Annotated in this window: 26 protein-coding genes; 2 read left to right on the top strand and 24 right to left on the bottom strand. The window is 53.1% G+C overall.

Annotated features, from left to right (window positions below; translation table 11 throughout):
* Window positions 1-175: 175 nt before the first annotated feature.
* Together NVIE_RS12870 and NVIE_RS12865 are read left to right on the top strand one after the other, a co-directional pair.
* On the top strand, window positions 176-526 hold the full coding sequence (locus NVIE_RS12870; RefSeq protein ID WP_075055617.1) for a hypothetical protein: 351 nt from the start codon (window positions 176-178) through the stop codon (window positions 524-526).
* 20 nt (window positions 527-546) lie between these two features.
* Window positions 547-834, top strand: coding sequence for a hypothetical protein (locus NVIE_RS12865; RefSeq protein ID WP_144239737.1), 288 nt, complete (start codon window positions 547-549; stop codon window positions 832-834).
* Window positions 835-914: 80 nt separating this feature from the next.
* On the opposite strand, the gene NVIE_RS12860 is transcribed toward NVIE_RS12865, so the two are convergent.
* From NVIE_RS12860 to NVIE_RS12755, 24 genes are all read right to left on the bottom strand, one after another.
* Window positions 915-1,172, bottom strand: a complete 258-nt coding sequence (locus tag NVIE_RS12860; RefSeq protein WP_144239736.1) for a hypothetical protein — start codon at window positions 1,170-1,172, stop codon at window positions 915-917.
* A gap of 11 nt (window positions 1,173-1,183) precedes the next feature.
* Window positions 1,184-1,453 (bottom strand): hypothetical protein, encoded by a 270-nt coding sequence (locus NVIE_RS12855; protein ID WP_075055614.1) that lies wholly within the window; start codon window positions 1,451-1,453, stop codon window positions 1,184-1,186.
* Between the two features lie 36 nt (window positions 1,454-1,489).
* Entirely contained in the window at window positions 1,490-2,971 is a 1,482-nt protein-coding gene (locus NVIE_RS12850; protein ID WP_075055613.1) for a hypothetical protein, read from the bottom strand.
* A gap of 15 nt (window positions 2,972-2,986) precedes the next feature.
* Complete coding sequence (locus NVIE_RS12845; RefSeq protein ID WP_144239735.1) at window positions 2,987-3,379, bottom strand: hypothetical protein; 393 nt, start codon at window positions 3,377-3,379, stop codon at window positions 2,987-2,989.
* Window positions 3,376-3,939: a hypothetical protein gene (locus NVIE_RS12840; protein ID WP_075055611.1), complete on the bottom strand. Its 564-nt coding sequence runs from the start codon at window positions 3,937-3,939 to the stop codon at window positions 3,376-3,378. Before NVIE_RS12840 ends, NVIE_RS12845 begins: the two co-directional genes overlap by 4 nt.
* 40 nt (window positions 3,940-3,979) lie before the next feature.
* The gene (locus NVIE_RS12835; protein WP_075055610.1) at window positions 3,980-5,470 is read right to left on the bottom strand and encodes a choice-of-anchor R domain-containing protein; all 1,491 of its coding nucleotides are present in this window, start codon (window positions 5,468-5,470) and stop codon (window positions 3,980-3,982) included.
* A gap of 161 nt (window positions 5,471-5,631) precedes the next feature.
* Complete coding sequence (locus tag NVIE_RS12830; RefSeq protein WP_075055609.1) at window positions 5,632-6,228, bottom strand: zinc ribbon domain-containing protein; 597 nt, start codon at window positions 6,226-6,228, stop codon at window positions 5,632-5,634.
* A gap of 44 nt (window positions 6,229-6,272) precedes the next feature.
* The gene (locus tag NVIE_RS12825) at window positions 6,273-8,057 is read right to left on the bottom strand and encodes a hypothetical protein (protein WP_075055608.1); all 1,785 of its coding nucleotides are present in this window, start codon (window positions 8,055-8,057) and stop codon (window positions 6,273-6,275) included.
* A gap of 35 nt (window positions 8,058-8,092) precedes the next feature.
* Complete coding sequence (locus tag NVIE_RS12820; RefSeq protein ID WP_075055607.1) at window positions 8,093-8,470, bottom strand: HK97-gp10 family putative phage morphogenesis protein; 378 nt, start codon at window positions 8,468-8,470, stop codon at window positions 8,093-8,095.
* 4 nt (window positions 8,471-8,474) lie between these two features.
* Window positions 8,475-8,735: a hypothetical protein gene (locus NVIE_RS12815; RefSeq protein WP_227717382.1), complete on the bottom strand. Its 261-nt coding sequence runs from the start codon at window positions 8,733-8,735 to the stop codon at window positions 8,475-8,477.
* The gene (locus tag NVIE_RS12810) at window positions 8,699-9,064 is read right to left on the bottom strand and encodes a hypothetical protein (RefSeq protein WP_075055605.1); all 366 of its coding nucleotides are present in this window, start codon (window positions 9,062-9,064) and stop codon (window positions 8,699-8,701) included. Before NVIE_RS12810 ends, NVIE_RS12815 begins: the two co-directional genes overlap by 37 nt.
* A complete protein-coding gene (locus NVIE_RS12805; RefSeq protein WP_075055604.1) occupies window positions 9,064-9,942 on the bottom strand; it encodes a phage tail tube protein in 879 nt (292 codons plus the stop codon). The genes NVIE_RS12810 and NVIE_RS12805 overlap by 1 nt, the downstream gene beginning before the upstream one ends.
* Window positions 9,943-9,974: 32 nt before the next feature.
* The gene (locus NVIE_RS12800) at window positions 9,975-10,454 is read right to left on the bottom strand and encodes a hypothetical protein (RefSeq protein WP_144239732.1); all 480 of its coding nucleotides are present in this window, start codon (window positions 10,452-10,454) and stop codon (window positions 9,975-9,977) included.
* 41 nt (window positions 10,455-10,495) lie between these two features.
* Entirely contained in the window at window positions 10,496-10,678 is a 183-nt protein-coding gene (locus NVIE_RS12795) for a hypothetical protein (protein ID WP_075055602.1), read from the bottom strand.
* A gap of 78 nt (window positions 10,679-10,756) precedes the next feature.
* Window positions 10,757-10,948, bottom strand: coding sequence for a hypothetical protein (locus NVIE_RS12790; protein WP_075055601.1), 192 nt, complete (start codon window positions 10,946-10,948; stop codon window positions 10,757-10,759).
* A 96-nt stretch (window positions 10,949-11,044) separates the two neighbouring features.
* Window positions 11,045-11,524, bottom strand: a complete 480-nt coding sequence (locus tag NVIE_RS14985) for a hypothetical protein (RefSeq protein WP_144239731.1) — start codon at window positions 11,522-11,524, stop codon at window positions 11,045-11,047.
* 33 nt (window positions 11,525-11,557) lie between these two features.
* Complete coding sequence (locus NVIE_RS12785) at window positions 11,558-11,767, bottom strand: hypothetical protein (protein WP_075055600.1); 210 nt, start codon at window positions 11,765-11,767, stop codon at window positions 11,558-11,560.
* Window positions 11,768-11,799: 32 nt separating this feature from the next.
* A complete protein-coding gene (locus NVIE_RS12780) occupies window positions 11,800-12,066 on the bottom strand; it encodes a hypothetical protein (protein ID WP_144239730.1) in 267 nt (88 codons plus the stop codon).
* A gap of 39 nt (window positions 12,067-12,105) precedes the next feature.
* Window positions 12,106-12,465: a hypothetical protein gene (locus NVIE_RS12775; protein WP_075055598.1), complete on the bottom strand. Its 360-nt coding sequence runs from the start codon at window positions 12,463-12,465 to the stop codon at window positions 12,106-12,108.
* A 34-nt stretch (window positions 12,466-12,499) separates the two neighbouring features.
* On the bottom strand, window positions 12,500-12,625 hold the full coding sequence (locus tag NVIE_RS16195; protein ID WP_258914130.1) for a hypothetical protein: 126 nt from the start codon (window positions 12,623-12,625) through the stop codon (window positions 12,500-12,502).
* 16 nt (window positions 12,626-12,641) lie between these two features.
* Window positions 12,642-14,372: a hypothetical protein gene (locus tag NVIE_RS12770; RefSeq protein ID WP_075055597.1), complete on the bottom strand. Its 1,731-nt coding sequence runs from the start codon at window positions 14,370-14,372 to the stop codon at window positions 12,642-12,644.
* A 272-nt stretch (window positions 14,373-14,644) separates the two neighbouring features.
* Window positions 14,645-14,863 (bottom strand): hypothetical protein, encoded by a 219-nt coding sequence (locus tag NVIE_RS12765; RefSeq protein ID WP_075055596.1) that lies wholly within the window; start codon window positions 14,861-14,863, stop codon window positions 14,645-14,647.
* The gene (locus NVIE_RS12760) at window positions 14,856-15,488 is read right to left on the bottom strand and encodes a RelA/SpoT domain-containing protein (RefSeq protein ID WP_075055595.1); all 633 of its coding nucleotides are present in this window, start codon (window positions 15,486-15,488) and stop codon (window positions 14,856-14,858) included. The genes NVIE_RS12765 and NVIE_RS12760 overlap by 8 nt, the downstream gene beginning before the upstream one ends.
* A complete protein-coding gene (locus NVIE_RS12755; RefSeq protein WP_075055594.1) occupies window positions 15,460-16,872 on the bottom strand; it encodes a phage portal protein family protein in 1,413 nt (470 codons plus the stop codon). The genes NVIE_RS12760 and NVIE_RS12755 overlap by 29 nt, the downstream gene beginning before the upstream one ends.
* Window positions 16,873-16,898 lie beyond the last annotated feature (26 nt).

The following is a 16,898-nucleotide window of genomic DNA, read 5'->3' as shown; positions in this document are numbered from 1 at the left end:
CGCCGCAATTGCGAAATGCTGCGAAACGTGGCAACAGAATTTTACGGTTCCATCACGATATTGAAAATGGAGAATTGTTAAATAACATACATGCTAACACGTGCATACATAGAAAAGAAACTCAATGAATAACTTTGAGCTCTGTGAGGGCGTTTGTGCTCTCCATGAAAACATAATGGGTGCAGCGGTCCTTCAGCAAGGCGTGGCCATTGCCGGGTTTTCAAAGCCGGTCACGCCACTTCCAAACGAGGAACGCCTCAAGGCCATCTTCTTCCAGACAGAGATAATCGCGGCGATCCACAGGTCAAACCAAGACTTTTACGGGCCGCTGCTCTTTTTTACGGCACATTTTGAGGGCTCTGATGTGCTTGCGTTCCCGTTGGAAAACCAGATTGGCGAAAAGACGATTCTTGCGTTCAAGGTCTCGCCGCCGTATAACCACAATGAATTGGTTGCAAAAGTGCTAGACTACCTTAAAAAGCACGCTCCCTATGAGGGAAATGACGATCTTTTAAATCCGAGGTAGAAGTGGTGGATATATAACAATTGGCCGAAAAAACGCCACACTATTCTTCTTATGACAACCTCAAGACGCAAGTGCTTCTTGAAGTTCTGAGCGAGTCCCTAAACATCTTGGGGAGCTCTGCCAGAGACTTCATTATTGGACATATCCAGATAAGCTATCGCGAGAGCCTGTCCAAGGACTGCATATCGATAAGTGAAGCTGAGATGATGCTTTTGCCCATCCTTGGAGAAGGAAGAGCCCTAATCCTTAAAGACATGAAAAAGAGACTCGACCTGCTTGCCAGAAGTGGCGTCATTAACGACTGCTGACAGCTCCCCCATACCAACAAAATAATGCTTTCTAATTACATGCAAAGTGCTAATTGATAAAAGAGATGTGCCGGCAAGGCTTAGCCGCGCTCCATCGCCTCAAAGCGCGGCGCCTGCCTTGCGATGCTTTGCAGGTCAGACAGCATGCCCGCAACCGCCTTGACAGACACCATCTGTATCGACGCGATGACCTTTTCCCTGTCTTGCACCACAGAATTGTATTTTTCCAAGAGCTCGTCGCGGTCCTTCTCTGCTTCCTGGCGCTTTTTCTGCTCGGCCTCAAAGAGGTCCTTGTAAGAGACGCCGTTTTTTTCGTTGCTTGCTGTCTGGTTTTCCATGCTCATCTGCCTCACTCTATGGCGCCGTCAATCCCTTGCAGCTCTGCGAGCATCGTCGCTTCTGCCTGCCTGAAATTATCCCATTCTGGCTTTATGCGCATCTTGAGCTTGGTCGTGATTTCTGTTTCTGACAGGCCGAAAATAGGGTCTGCAAGGTTGGCTGCATTGCCATTGCCGTCGCGCAGGATCTTGCGGTCATAGTCCTCTGCCCTGTCTGCGACCTTGCGTGCAGCATTGACAAAGGCGTCGACTTTTTGTTGAAATGTTAATAATTCTGGCATGGCAGATAATGAAAAAAGGAGATAGTAGAGAATTATTCAGGCAAGGGCTGCGCTTTTCTTCATCGTTCCGCCATCGTTGTACCACAGCCTGACTTCGTTTGCCGTAGTGTTTTTCCACCACATCCCATAGCCAGCGTTGATATCGCTTGCAGTCGGGTCGGCTGCGCCGCTTCCTGCCCTCAGCCATACCTGGCCGGTTCCACGAAGCGAAATGCCTACGCTCCCACCGCTTACAATATCTAGCATATTGGCGCTGGCTTCATGGATGAACGTGTCACCGCCGCCGTCGAGATAAAGTTTCTTTGTTGAAGGTATTGAAACGTTAGCTCCCGGTTGGAGGACTAGATCTCCAGACGATACCGCAAGAATGGCATTATTGCCGTCATGTCTCAAAGAGACGCTTTTAATGCCTGCATCTTCGTAGATCCTGAATGTTCCATCTTGCAGCAATTCCATCCAGTTCTTCATAGTGCCTGCTTTCTTTGTCCTAAACGAGAGTTTGCCATCCTCGGCGCCGTTTGTGTTGGTGACAATTATACCGTATATCAATGCATACGCTTCTTGGTTCCCTGCCGAATCGTTAAGGTCAAACCGAATTCCACTGCCTGTTGTCGGCGTGTTATTTGGCCTGTATGCCCTTATTAGGTCAGCCTGATCATTTTGAATTGTCAGGGCTTGGCCAAAAGACGCGCTGACATTAGTTAGACGCATTGCCAAAATATTACCAGCCAGAAAATCAAGTACGTTTGCACTGCTTTCATAGATGTACGTGTCTCCACCACCGTCAAGGTATAGCCTCTTTGCCGCGGCGAGTTTGAGATCCTGCACTACATTAAGGGCCGTTTGCACAGCCGTCCATACCTCGGCGCCGCCTGCCGTTGCACGCAGCTGGTTAGCTGCTACTTCGCTCAGGTAAGTATCGCCGCCGCCATCAAGAAAGAGTTGTTTTCCGCTATCAACATTGACGTTGGCGCCAATGAGCCGAATGGCGCCCGTGCCGGTCTGCTGAAGATCGAAAGTGCCGTTTGCGCCGTTGTTCCTGATAATTCTTGACCTATAGTCTCCGTCGCCGCTGTCTGTATGCAAGTCGATGTAGACGTTGCCGCCAGTGGCATCATTGCTGCCCAACTCATAGCCTACGGCGCCAGTGCTCGTTCTTTTGGCAGAGAAGACACTTTCAACGTTAGCCAAAATATTGCATTGCTGGTTTATTCTGACTTCTTGCTCTCGTAGCTGCAACACATCCGTGACATAGCCGCCGCCATCAACATCAATGTCAAAGCTCATCCAGCGCGTGCCCGAGGTTATTGGCCTCACCTTCAGCTTGACGCCGACACTCGTATCCACAAATTCAGCAAGATCAGCATTGGGACGGCTGACCTTGAACAAGCCGGTGAGGGTTATGTTTTCTGCAACGTTGCCGGTCAGCGCGTCGACGAGCCGGTTCCAGTCCTCGCCGTACAGCTTGTCCACGCTGCCGGGATTGACGCCTGGTACATTGAGCTTTTTTAGCGCCATCTACCCATCATCACTCTACCCTGCATCGGAGAAGTCCGCGACGGCTGGTTGGTCCGGCTCGTTGAAGTTTCCAATGCCGCCTGCAAATGCTCCAGAAGGCTTGTCGGTTTCGTTGATGACAGCCCCGCTCCCGCAAAAGAAATCTCCATCTGCGTCAAATTGCTGTCTGTTTTGCGCCAGCGCTGTTTCCACGTCAGCAAGTGAAATGCCGTCGGCATCCGTCCTGTCGCCGTTTGCCGCGTGGCTTTCAGTGTCCGCGTACGTGATTGCGTCGGTGTCGACCCTGTTCTGCCGGAAAAGCGTGAGGTCCTCTATGCCATCCTCGGCCTGCGCCCTGTTCTGCTTTTCGGCAAGGTCCTTGACGATGTTGTCAAGGCCGGGAATCTTGCGCAATTGCCGGAAGCTCATGACGCTGCCTGGCTCACCACCTGGGTCAGTACAAAGACGGTCGAGTTCTGCGCGTGATTGATGGCAGGCGAGAACACGGTGCGCGAGAACATGTTGCCCCCGGAAGAGGCGTCAAACAGCCCGAATTCCGTGTAGCTGCCAGTCGCCGTTGTTGAATCGAAAAAGCCGGAGAACTTCATTGACGTTCCCGAGTCAAAGCGGTCCGTGCACGCTATGCGCCGGACCTCTGCCTGCAGCGCGGTGTCGCCTGCGTTTTCAGCGTTGGTGCCTGTCCCGCAGGCAACGTGTGTAAACGAGCTCGTGGTCTTGCCCGTGGCCAGCTTGGCGAGGCGCTGCAGGCCAGAGTTGACCACAAGGTCTACCTTCCTTCTTACCTGCAGCGGCTCAAGATGCCGGTGCACAAGGTCGTCATAAGCGGTCTGGTCGGCAAGCACGCGTTCCAGACGCTCGTTAAACGCGTCAATCCTGTCCGCAAAAAGCTGGCGCCTGACGTATTTGGCATCAGACTTGGAAAAGAGCGCGGCCCTGTTTACGTCAAGGTAATCAAGTGTGTGCGACACGCCGCATGTACTGCACGGCAGACAATAGAGAACTAACTAACTAGCGCACGTACCCTTGCAGCTGGACCTCGGCATAGCGGGTGCCAAGGCCGCTTTCGTCAGCCCGGAAGCGGTAGCGCGACATCACTATCTCCGCGTCAGAGTCTATGCCGGAGGTCTCGTCCACAAGCCGCGCAAGCTTGCCTGCGTTTATCAGGGTCGCAGGCGCGTAGATCTTCTTCACGTCGTAGACGCGGTGCTGCAGGGCAGAATACTGCAGCATCGCAGTCAGGTACGCGTCCATCGTCTGCCCCTCGATTATCCACGGCGCGTCCACCACTGACTCGACAAGGCCATACCTGTCGATGGATTTCTGGTCCGACGCCTCGGCAAGCACCCTCCGGCTAAAATACGTGCGGTGCGCCAGAACGTAGCTTGAAGTGTTGACGGTCCAGGTCGACGAAGCCCTTTCGGCGTTGACGCCGGACGTGCCGTTGTCGTGGTGCCACCTGACATGGTTTGACGCGTCGCCAGACTTTTTGATCACTATCCAGTATTTCTTGTCCACCTGCAGCAGGTTGCTGTGCATAGAGATGTTGACGCGGTTTACAGCCGCGGCAGACGCGCCTATGAGGTTGCGGAACACCGAGAACGTCCCCACGGCCTCGCCGCCTGGCGTGTTGTTTCCGTCGTCCAGACGGATCTCGCCGGCGATGTCTGTCGCAAGCGTGCCCGTTTTTGAAAGGACGAGGGACACGCTGTCAAGGCGCGGCGCGGACGCAGTGAACTGTACAGCGCGGTCCTTTGAATGGCACTCGACGGACGCATTGTCTGCAAACCTGTCGACGTCAAGCAGGAGCTGGGTGCCGCCCCGCCCGTACAGGCGGTTTGAAAAGCCGTCGCTCTTTTTTATAGAGTCGGTGTAGCCCCACGAGCCGACAAAGTAGCCTGTTGTCTCATCAGGGTCGGCAGCGGTCGGCATGCTGCGGATGGTTATCCCGCTGTGCGCAAGGGTAGGGTAGCGGAGAAAGGCGACATCGTCTGCGTCGATGCCGTACACCGTGCCAGAAGCTTCCATTATTCTGTCAGCTATCTGCTTCCATTCCACGAAAGGCTCTTTTATCGAGGCAAGGTGCTCGCCGATGTCGTTTATCCCGCCCGTGGAAAAAGACTCGAGGGGCTGGCCAAGAGGCAGGTGGTCTGTATCTTCAAAGATGTCCCGGAATATCTCGCCGCACTTCATGTTCGGGTCGTCAGGGTCAGGATCGACGCCGTTTGCCTGCCTTGCGGCTATCCTGTAAAAGTTGCCGATCCGCTCGTCAAGGCGGATTACCGAGCTAAAGCCATTGAGGGTTATCTCCTTTATCCCGGTGTCGCGCCTCTGGACCTGCACCTGCCGCACGTAGCCGGTGACAAAGTTTGCAAGGCTCTCCTGCGTGCTGCCGATGGCAATGGTGACTTTGTTGCCGTTTCCGACATTTGCATCAAGCGCGCCATCGCTGTCCTCTATCACTATCGTAAAGGGCGCCGGCACGAGTTCCTTGTCCTCCACCGAGACGGCAATTACGCGCGGCCCCGAGCTTGGAGGCGAAAAAGCATTATAATCAAAATATACGCTGATAGGATCATTATGTTTTGTAATCTTGATACGGGGACGCAATAAATCTGGCAGGGTCACACTGCCTGCCGTTATGCGCATCCGGAAAATGAGAACTAGCTGAGAGGGCTGCCGCACATGCTGCAGAACGAAGACCCGGTCAGGTTGCTGCTGCCGCACTTTGGGCATCCAGGGGGAAGCGCGGCGCCGCACTTGTTGCAGAAATTAGATCCAGGAGGGTTTTCGCCTGCACATGAGGGGCAGGACACAGGAGTCCTGCTGCCCGATACAGGAGCTTGCCCGGCCAGGACCTCTTTGACCCTGCGCAGCGCCTGTTCTTCGGCGGCTCCAGCCCTTGCAGACCGCACGATGCCTGCCACTTCCTCTGGATCATAGACATCGTTGAGGACAAGCACAAGGTTGCCGTTCTGGAAAAACTGGATGTCGCCGATGACCCGTGTCTTGGCGTTGAATCTGCCCTCCGGGCCAAGCGCGCGGTTTTTTCTCCTGTCGTGATACACCGAATCATACTCTATCTCTGTGTTTACTACCAATATCTCGTCAATGTCTGCAAGCCTGATGCCGACCTCGTTCTTGATGACCCGGAGCGTGGTTATTTCCCGGTGCTCGACCACGCTTTGCCTGAAAAGGCCCTGGGTGATGTCGTCCTGCCAGAGAACCCTTTCCGGCCTGTACCCCTTTGGAAGAGTCACTGGTTTTCTATTATTTTGCCGGTAGTATTTCAGCTATTCTGATTCTATGTCGGCATATCCTTCACAGGTATCCTCTTGACATACGCTTCAAACGGCTCGCCCCCTATCTCGACTATCATTGTTTCAGGATACATCCAAGGGTGCATCGCAGCGTCAGACCTGCCCCGGATCGCCTCTTCTTTAGTCATTGGCAGGACTTGGGTTGACAGGTTCAAGTTTTCTTTCAGCTGCAGTGTGATATTTTTGGACTCATGTTGGTCAGCCTGTGCGGCAAGCGCATTCATGTACGCAAGCACGGTCTGGCGCCTTGAACCCTCCGCCAAGCCCTGCTCCATACTCGTTATCTTGCTTTTCGGGAGCCTCAGTTTGTCAGCGTACTCTGCATACTTTGCTGCAATGGCATCCTTTTCCGCCTTGTCTTGCGCGTCAAGAATTGCCTTTTTTTCGTCCTCCAAGGGTGCCAGCTGTGCAAACAACTGGGTTATCTGGTTACCCATAGTCGCGCCCCCGGCTCCCCTGTCAAAGCCAAGCTCGCGCAGCCTTTCAATACCAAGGCCGCCACCGAGTGCCGCAATCTGTGATCGCATGTCGGATATTTGCTTGTCGAGCACTGCAAGGCGGTCAGCCGCTTGTTTGTCCTGCTCTTGTTTTGCAAGATCCGTTGCAGCAGAGCTGGCGGCAGGAGGCGTTTGCGTCCCGGGATTCTGCATCTGTCCTGCGAGGCTGTCTGCGGCGCTCTTTGCCATCATTCCGCCAGAGATGCCGATGCTGCTCATGCGGGCTTCAAGCTCATCGATCTGCTTGATTATCGCGGTTGAAGACGACGTAATGCTGTCCTGCATTGTCTGCATCGACTTGGTGACGCTTTCCTGCGCCTGCGCATATGCAGTGTTCATGTCCGACAGGCTGCTTGACTGCTCGGTGATGGAGCTGGCTGTAGAACTTGCAGTTTCTTTCATACTTGCGTCCATCCGGGCGTTCATCTCCTCGGCCCTGGAAGCAGATTCCGGAAATATCGTTGCCGCAAGCTGGTTCAAGCCTTCGAGCAATGGCTTTAGTATGGGCACTGCGTCGCCTATCCTCTTGCCCATTTCGTTTATCGCGTCGCGCACGCCAAAGGCGTTGGTGGCGACAATAGTCATTGCAGCGGAAATGCCCAGGAGCACCCAGCCAACAGGCCCCATGGCCGCAAGCGTGGCGCGCATGGCCGTACCAACCCCGCGCATACCCGCGCCGGCCGCCGGCGCGCTGGTTGCCACGCCAAAGTTGGCCGCGCTGAGGCCGCGGAGGCCGATCTGCAGGCTTGACGCCATCGATATGACGGTCGGCACTACGTCAAGGGCGAACTTGATCTGTGCCTCCTGCATGTCGCCCTGCGCCTTTTCGACATTTTTTGTGGCCAGAGTCAGCCTTTCTTCCGCGCCCTCGACTTTGGAGAGCTGCTTCTCGTACTCTGGGCCCGACGCGATCCCCTTGGCCGTCATTTCGTTCAGCTTGTTGCGCGCAGAGGTCAGGCTGTTCTCGGCCGAAGTGACAGCGGCCTCTGCCTTTTCGATCCGTAGCTGCTTGTCAGCCAGGTCATCGTAGGCATTATACAATGTCGTGGCCGAGCTTGCCACGTCGTTGAATGCCTGGATTGTATCCTTGAACGACACCTTTACCTTTTCGTTGCTTTCAGCCGCGCCGTCTGCCTTTGACGCGGCTGTTGCCGCGTCGTTGCCAAAGTTCTGAAACGCGCCGCCGAGGCTCTGTATCTGCGCCCGTGCCTCCGCCTCGCCCTGGAGTTTAATCAGAAATTCAAGAGGGATAGCAGTAAATGATGTGCTCAATGTTGCTGTTCATGCTCCGCAGCAAGCCAAGAGAATTACCTGGCAGAATTCAGCGACACCGTCTTGTGCACAAAGGCGCCCACTTCCTGCGCGTACAGCCGCGGAAAGCGCTCTTCGAGAAAGCGCAGGGCAGGGTAGAAGAACGGCCTTGGATGCATCCTTGACGTGCCATAGTGGACGTGGCCTGCATAGGGTGTGTCGTTATACAGCACCAGCTCGGCCTTGCTTTTCATCTCCATCTTGTTGTTTGAGACAAGCAGCCCCGTGTCGACAGGAGTCTGGGCGTTGGCAAGATCCAGCGCTGCTTTGCCTACCGCCTCAAGGCTTGCGCCGGCAATGTCTCCTCCGGCAAGCTCGCGCGACACTTCGTCCAGTATGCGCATTGCCTCGCTTACCCCCTTGACCGAAAGCACCAGACTAGCCCACCCTCCGAAATCCTTCCAGCAGGCCGCTGCGCGACGCCTGCGCCTTCAAGTCCCGCACAAAGAGCAGGTAGTTGAGGTCTTCCCTGTACGTGTCGCCTGCAATGTCCCTGAGCGAGACGCCCATCTCGACAAGAGTCACCATGTCGTAAACCTCCTTGCTTTCGCGGCAGGACCACTGCACCGCCCCTGTCGTGTACAAGACTTCCAGGTCACGCCTCACAAAGGGTGGCCCCGGCGCGTCCTCCTCACGCACGCGTCGAGGACCGGCTTTACGTCCTCCCACGGAAGGGAATAGAACGTGTCTGCGTCCATGCCGAGGTGGTACTGCGCCCTTTTCTGGTAAATCTCTGCAAGCTTGGCGGTTATCTCTAGCTTGGTAGCGCCCTTGGCGAGCACGAGGTCCTCTATACCCGCCTGCATCCTGTCAAGCTCCAAGTGCTGCGCGGTGGTTATCTTGCGGTAGCGAAAAGTTTTGCCGCAAAGGTCAAAAGAATCCTGCTTCATGTGCTCCATTATGCGCTTTTCGTTCTCCTCGATAAGCGAGGCATAGAAAGCCTCGAGGCTTGACTCGATAGCAGCCATCACGGGCTCACCGACATCGACCTGGCAGTCCCGGTCAGCGTCTCGATAAGGACCTTGGCGTCGTTTGCGTCGTTGTTCTTGCTCTGCTTTGCAAGGTACAGGTCCGTGAACGTGAGCGACTTGCCGGGCGCAATGGTGTAGCTGGCAGACCTTGCCGCAAGCGACTTGGTGTCTGCGCGAAGCACGTCGTCCTTGACCCACGTGTCAAACTCGACTGTGATGTCGCGGTTTGTGGGCAGGATGAACTTGGCCTGCACCTCGCCGTTTGGCTTGACGACGTCCAGGTTCCAGTTGACCGACACCTTGAAGCGCGGCGTGTCGTACGTCTCCGAGTTTATGGTAAGCGGGTTGGAGCCGGAAGAGACACCCGTGTACGGGGCCGACGTGTCGGCGCCGGCGTACGTGGGCGTGGTGAACGGGTCTGCGGTGACGGTGGCGGGTATGTCCTTGCACAAAAAGCGGTGCGACACCTGCACGGACGCCTCTGTCACCTCGATTTCCACCTGGTCTGTCCTTGCGCCGAGGAACCTGTGCCACGTCTCCGTCCCGTTGACGAGCTGCGTGTAGACAAACGCAAGCGACTTTTCTATCGTGCCAGCGCCGTTTGGAAGCTCTGTCCCGTACCTGAGAAGGGCGGTGTTTATCGGCTGGTAGCGCAGCTCAAAGGAGTACATCTCGCCCGTCTTTAGCATCTTGTACAGGTCCCTGCTCCCGAGGTCCCGGTACTTTTGCGCCGAGACCTCGGTGGTCTCGCGCAGCGAGACGTTGTGGCCTGCAAGCACAAACGACGGAGAGGCAGGGGCTTGGCCAAAAGTACTTTCTTCAACAAATTGGAGGCGTTTCAGTATGTTAAAACTGCCTGTCGGGGTATACGACATGCATTAGGATTTGGCATGAAAAATAAAGAGAACTAAGCGGTGTTGACCTTGTAGTATGTTATTTTGTGGTGGCCGACAAGGTGCCAGTACGGCGTGTCAGTGATGTCCTTTGGGTCGTGCGCGGCTGTCCACCTTACGAGCCTCATCGACGATATTCCCTGGCCAAGCGACGCCTTGTTCTGTGCGATTATCTTGTCAATGTGCTGTCGCATCTTTCGCAGCTGGTCCGGCTCAAAAAGCGTGGTGCGCAGCGCAAACACGTGCACGTCAACAAGCGTCTCGTACATGTACTTTGACCAGCCGTTCACTACAGGAGCCGAGGTGGTAGAGGCATGAAGGCAGTGCACAGCATAGTTTTTCGTCATCCCGGCGCCCCAGCCGGTTCCAAAGTCAATGCTTGCAGCAGGCGGGTCAGTCTCTGTCCACTGCGATTCCAGCTTTTCCTTCACGAGCATCTCGACAGTTTTTGTGAGGTCGGAAGACTGGCCGGCGACCTTCCAGGTTTCAGACATGAAACCAAAAAGAAAGAAAAGGGAAAAGAGAACTAACACTACTAGTCCGAAGGCGGGTAGTCTGTCCAGCGGAACGAGCCCAGCGTGCCTGCGCCGTTTAGCACGACGTCCCAGAAGAACCGGCCCCTTTCGCCGTGCTTTTCGCAGACGAACTGGAACCGGCCTTCAAGTGCTTGCAGTTTTTCGTTGTCCCAAGGACAGACGGGCGGTGATGATGACGACATGCAATAAAGTTACAAGGTGGAGAAATTGAGAACTAATATACACGTCGTTGTTGTTACCAGTCGTCATTATTCCTTTTTCTATTGTGTGTCGCTAAATGTAGCAGTATATGCGTAAAGAGCTTCTCTAGCTTCAGGTGAAAGATCTCTGTCAGAGAATCCCAAGAACATTAGACGATAGATGACAGCTATAGGAAGCACATCTCCTTCAACTCTTGTTGGCCAAGGGTTCTTGAACTTAAGCCCGCCCAGTCTTTTTTGTTCACTCTTCATATAACCACCTTATTTTTCCGTTCTTGCCGATAATCAATATTGCTTCTTGCTTATAGCGCTTTAACAGCATTCCAAGCTCGCTGTCGTTTTGTCCTGCTACAGCGAAGGATATATCGGTGTATGTTTTGTTTCCATCAGATATCCACCTCCCAACGAACGATCTTTTTGTTCTTTTTGCAGTTTATGAAATGCTCTTTTTGTAGTATCATTCAGACTATTAGATCTATTATTAGTTATGGCAATTAAGGCGACGTTGTTTTTACGGTCTCCATATATTTCGTAAAATTTCTTTGCGCATTCAGGATCAGTTGCATCGTATGCCTTTCCAGTTTCCGGATCAAATGTAAAATTACGTTTGGTTGTACCTGCAATAAACTTGGAATAGTTTTTCTCAACGTCTGTGTATGTGATATCATGATGATGTTTTATGCATATTGGCCTGCCGTCAATTGCAACCCATTTACAGTTTTCAGTTTCAAGTACAAGACCACATTCAATGCATCTTAAGGAAGAATGTCCAAAACCAACTACGCAGACATCGAATGTAAAGCACAGATGTTCTACTGCTGCTCCCACAAACAACAAAAATGAAAGAAAACCAGAAAAGAACTAGCGGCCCCACAGCGCAGTCACGATGCCCGCGCCAAAGCCCACGATGCCGCTCACAAACGCAAGGCCCGCCTTTTCCGCTATCTCTGCGTGTCCGGTCCAGAGCGCGCCGGCAGAGACCAGGGCCGTGACTGCCCCGGCAGACACCACTATTGCAAGGATTATCTCCTTGGCGTTCAGGCTCACTTTTTCTACGGATGGATCGCTCATGAAAGTCTCTTGCAGAAAAAGGGCAAAAAGAACTAGCCCAGCTGGAAAAGAAGCAGCATCGCGGCTGTCACTGCGCTAAAGAACGCGCCAAGGGCGGCGCCTATCGCAAGCATCTTGACCTCACGCCTGCCGCGCCTGCTTTCCATGCTCTGGGCGTGCTCGTCAAGCACGGGCTCCAGCAGGGCGGCAAGCTCGTCTATCTTGCGCTCTATGCGCCTGTCGCACTCGTGCAGCATCTTGAAGTGCTCGCCGGCATCCTGGCGGAAATTCTGGAACTCTTCTCTGTTGATGTGGTCCAATGCTCCCAAATACTCACCATCTTTTTTACACATATAGAACTAGGTGCTGTCGCTGTAGATCTCGCCCTCGCTGTCAAGCCGCATCTCGTACGCCTGCACCGCCCTCTCGCTGCTCTGCGCGTACTTGTCTGCCATCGCGGGCTGGCGCTGCACCAGGAAAAAGAGCGAAGCAGCCCTGTCTGTAGCCGCGTCCCTTATCGACTGCGTCAGCATCGTGCCGGCAAGCGGAAGCGCCGGCAGGCTCTGCAACTTTGAATACCTGTTTGCGACGATGTACAGCTCGTCATCTATCTGAGAATCTGCTTGCGCGCCCTTGGCGTTTAGCAGCATGTCCTGCGACGTGTCCGAAGGCGATCCAAGCGTTATCTCTCGAAGTCGCATGATTTCATAGTAGGTCATGGAAAAAACCTTGCACAAAAAATGAAAAAGAGAATTAGCGCCTTTTTGACTTGAGCGCCTCGATCTCGTCGACGATGGCCTTGAGGAGCTCGTTGGTGTTGCTCCTCCCGGACTCGCCCTCGCGGATGTATTTGTCAAAGATGGACTTGAGGTCGGCCACAGTGGTCTCTCACCTATTACTGAGCCGACGATATGCGGCAGCTTGCAGTCTCGTCAATGACTACCGATTTTACCCTGTGCGTCCCTGACAGCACCACCTGCTGGGTCTCGTTCCTGCGCTGGGCCTCCATAGTCACGTTCCTTGCAGAGGCCATGCCAAAGGCCACGCCCTTGACCGCAAGAACGTTGCGGTACGTGTCGTTTGTGGTGTTGTCCTGTGCCTTTACCTGATCGGCGATCACGATGTCGACTCCATATATCTGCTCAAGTATGCCGGTCGCAGTTATCTCCGGCCGGGCGTACTGGTAAAAGTTGTTCAGGTTGGTGTCAAGCAGGAGCTCCTGGTACGCCTTTGGGTGCATGAAAAGCACGAGGTTGCCGGGGCTCACGTCGTGGCCCTGCTGCGCTATCAGGCGCTTTGCCGCAAGCAACCCCTCGCGCTTGAACGTCAGGCTTGCAACATCGTCCAAGGTTATCGCAGCTCCGGTGTCTGCGCGGACCCAGTTGGTGGGCGTTATGGCGTCGTACGTTGTCGACAGCAGGTCGGAAGCTTCATCATCTATCGAGGCAAGGACCATCGCCTCGTTTATCGCATCCACGAGGCCGAAAGGCGCGTTCTCTACCTGCGAGTAGCCGACGCGCTGGACCGCCCCGCGTATTGAAGGCGTGGCCGTCTTTTTGCTCACGGTCTGCGACACGTTTGTGGGCTCTGTCCCCTCGGTTATCGTGCCAAAGTCAAATGCGCCTATCGTGTAGAAATGTGCCCTGTCGTTTCCTGCAGGGATTTCAGTAAAGTTGCAGTACTGCCTCACAGGAATCTTCATCCTGCCGCCCGGGACGACTAGGATCTGCTTTGAAAAGACCTGCCCCATGTCGCCGGCGGTTATCGTCACTGCCTCTTTCTTGGCGCGCGGGCTGATGTTGTAGCCCCACCTTCCAAGGTACTCGTTCTTGTCAATGTTCCACGAGACTGCCGGGAACGAGACATCCTTTGGGTTTTCCTTGACGCGCTGGAAAAACTCTACCACGCGGTTGTACGACTCCTGCCTTGCGCGCGTGTTCGAGTCGTCGACCATGCTCGAAGGCGCCCTTGCCGCTGCCTCTGTTTGCAGCTGCTGCTTGTCTGCAAAGCGCCTGCCCATTGCGTCTATCAGGCTCTTGATGCCGTCCTGGAACTGCTTGCTTGTGATGCACGACGTATCCTGTCCGCCACCTGAATCGTTGTTTGAAGAAGACATGATACCCCGGTTGGATGCTTCGCTTGTAAGAGAACTAAGCCGGCATTGCCTGCACGCAAAATTCTCTAGGATCTTGACTGTTGTTTCCGGGATGCCTGGCGTAGGGGTTAGCGACGCTTCCACAAAGCGCAGGCCGCGGGGAACAGAGTAGCAGCGCGTGTTTCCGCAGACATGGTCCTCGCGCTCGAAAAACGCGCCCAGCGAGGTATGCAGTGGGATTTCCGGCAGGTCGCGGTCCACCTCGGCCTCGTACTTTAATTGCATCAGGTCAGAGTCCCAGAAAAGGCGCATTGCGCCAATGACGTCGGACTGGCGTACAGGCTCGCTGGCGCTCTTTGGGCTGCCCTCGTGGTTCCATAGTACGGGGACCGTTCTGCCGTGCGCTTTTTCCAGTTCTTCGGGCAGGTACAGATTGCCGTTTCTTGAAATGCGTGGGATTGCAAGTATGCCGGCAATCCTTTTCTTTTCCTTGGCAGATGTGACAAACTCGATCTTGACTTGAGGTTTCACGCATGAGATTATGAGGCTAGAAAAAAGAGAACTACTGTACGAGTTCTACGGGCCAAAGGTTATTCAATCATCAGGTCCATAAATTACCGAATTGCCTTTGTATTTTTTTCTGAGCCTCTAAAGCTTCATCATACGTGTCGAAATGCCCTTCTTGTCAAGCCAAGTTTCTTCAACCATGTGTCAGTCTTCCTCCATACATCCGATCGTTTTACGTACTATTTCAGGGCAGTCAGGCTTATTAGCATAGATAATATTTCTAGGATGCTTTTCAATCATTCTTTTTCGCGCTTGTGTGGATAAATTACAGTGTTGCCACTAAGTTGTTCTTGGGCTGCAAGAGCTGCTTCATAGGTCTCGTAGTGTCCTAAGGTATAGAGCTGCTCACCAAAAGGCTCGAAATCATCTATCACAACAAGATTATAGCCTGTTTTGGGTGTATGCCTGTCAACATCATCTAACATCTTTGTGATGAAATTATCCGTGTTAGTCATCTCCTAGTATGTCTCTAATTATTTTAGATATTTCAGGTTTTTTAACTTTTTTCTCGCCTGAATCAAGTCTGTAATAATAGTCTGAAAGTTCATTTGCATATTTGTATATTGAATCTTGATTCATTCTGACTCTCTCTTCTAATTCCTTTGACGGTTTGTAAACTCTATTGTGCATAAGATCCGCCCACTTGTCTTGATTCTTTGTTCTTATCTGTATCTCATTCACAAGACCTGTGTATTTGTCTTTTACATTTAGATGATAGCCTCTATAGCCATCTAGCTTTGGTACATCAACATAACTAACCTCAGATACAACTTCGTATCTAGTTGTTAGATCTGATGTGATCGTTTCAAGTTCATCCAGATCTTTAGTAACTACTCTAACACCTAGTGTATCTTGTAATTGCGATACATCGTTGTATTGATTCGGCTTGCGCAAAACTTTTTCAACCATACTCGAACTATCTTTTATTCTAGCAGTCACCTCTGCATCAGGATATGCTGCGGAAATATCATCAATTTGCCTGTCGGCTAAATTTACAAACTGCTCTCTTATCTTTTCTGCTTTGTAGATCTGCTCTGTAGCAGTTTCTTCACTAATCTTGTTGGGAAAGTTTTGTATCACTTTTTCTTGCTCTAATTCTGTGTTGCTCAGTAGGTGTTTCAGATTGTATAATGGGCTCATTTATGTTGACTTTTGAATTTCTTGGTCTTTTTGTTGCTACGACAGAGAAATTAGTGGCGCCTGTAGCACTAGCAAAACGGCCGCGTTCATCGTGGTATGGATTGAATTCCTGAAGAGTGCTGCAAATTATATGCCGCACTCTTTCATTTAAAAAACGAAAGTCTTCCTGCTTTTGTAATTGCTGCTGTGCGTTGAAAAGATTGTCATCCAGTTTCCAGCCAACAGACTGCAGGATCGCCCTGCCTTCTTCTGAAGAAACAAATCCGGCGCTCTTGGCCTGCAATAACTGATTGAAATCAAATTCAAAGTTGTCTTTTTTGCCCCACTTGAACTCCACTCTTGCTAACGTTATCTTTGGAATTATCAAGACATTCATTACGCGCCTGATCTTTTCCATGATCGCAGTAGTTTTCGAGTCATCGTACTCTGATCCTATTCTGGCATCTGCCATCGCGCTCGGCTGCGTTATCAGCCGGTTCGCAGACGTCTGCAACCCTGCCTCGATTTCCTGGTTTATCACCGGCGACGTCGCGTTGATGAGGTTGCCCCGCGCGTCGACAGTCTCTGTCGCTATCTCGACCTTTTTTGAAAGTATGCGCCTGTCGCCCGGCTCCAGCGCCCGCAGCTCCTCGACCTGCCGGTCAAACTCGGCCTTGGCCACGTTCTCAAAGAACCACACGGTCACCGGCGAGCCGTACCTTTCCAGTATCTTGTAGAAAAGCTGTATCTGCCGCCGGTAGATCTCCAGGTGCGGAAGCGACCTTTTCCTGCTGCCATAGTCAAACGTTGTCAGGAGCGAGTGGAACATGCCGATGCCCCACGCCTCGCGGTTTACCTCGATGTACTGCGTGTGGATAAAGCGCGACGCGTCAAGAGGCACCTCCCGGCCGTTGACTACCTGCACGAACTGCTCTGCAATCCCGTACGGGCTGCGCCTTACGCCTGCTATCGACGATATTTGCACGGGCTGCCAGTCAGAGATGCCGATGATGGAATTTCCGCATACGAGCCAGTCGCGGACAATGTATTCGATGATGCGCGAGAGGTTGAACCGGTCCTCCCACTCTTCGCACGCCTGCACGCCTTCCTGCGCGCCCTCAAAGTACCAGTCCCGCGACAGGATCTCGGCGACGTACGACTCGACGGCGTTCTGCACCTTGCCTATTGTGCGGTAGTATTCGTAGCACGTCTGAAAGTCGACCTCGGGCCTGACGTACAGCTGGTACTGCGAATAGTCAGAGACCTGGGACGACGAGTTAGTACTCGGCTCTGAAAGCGTGACGCCATAGACCTCTTGCTTTGGCCGCCAGAAACGCAGGTTCACGCATCTTCAATGCAGGCAAAAAGAAA

This window comes from Nitrososphaera viennensis EN76 (assembly GCF_000698785.1).
Classification (GTDB): Archaea; Thermoproteota; Nitrososphaeria; order Nitrososphaerales; family Nitrososphaeraceae; genus Nitrososphaera; species Nitrososphaera viennensis.
Note: the sequence above shows the minus strand (reverse complement) of the source record. Positions and strands in the feature narration are given on the sequence as shown.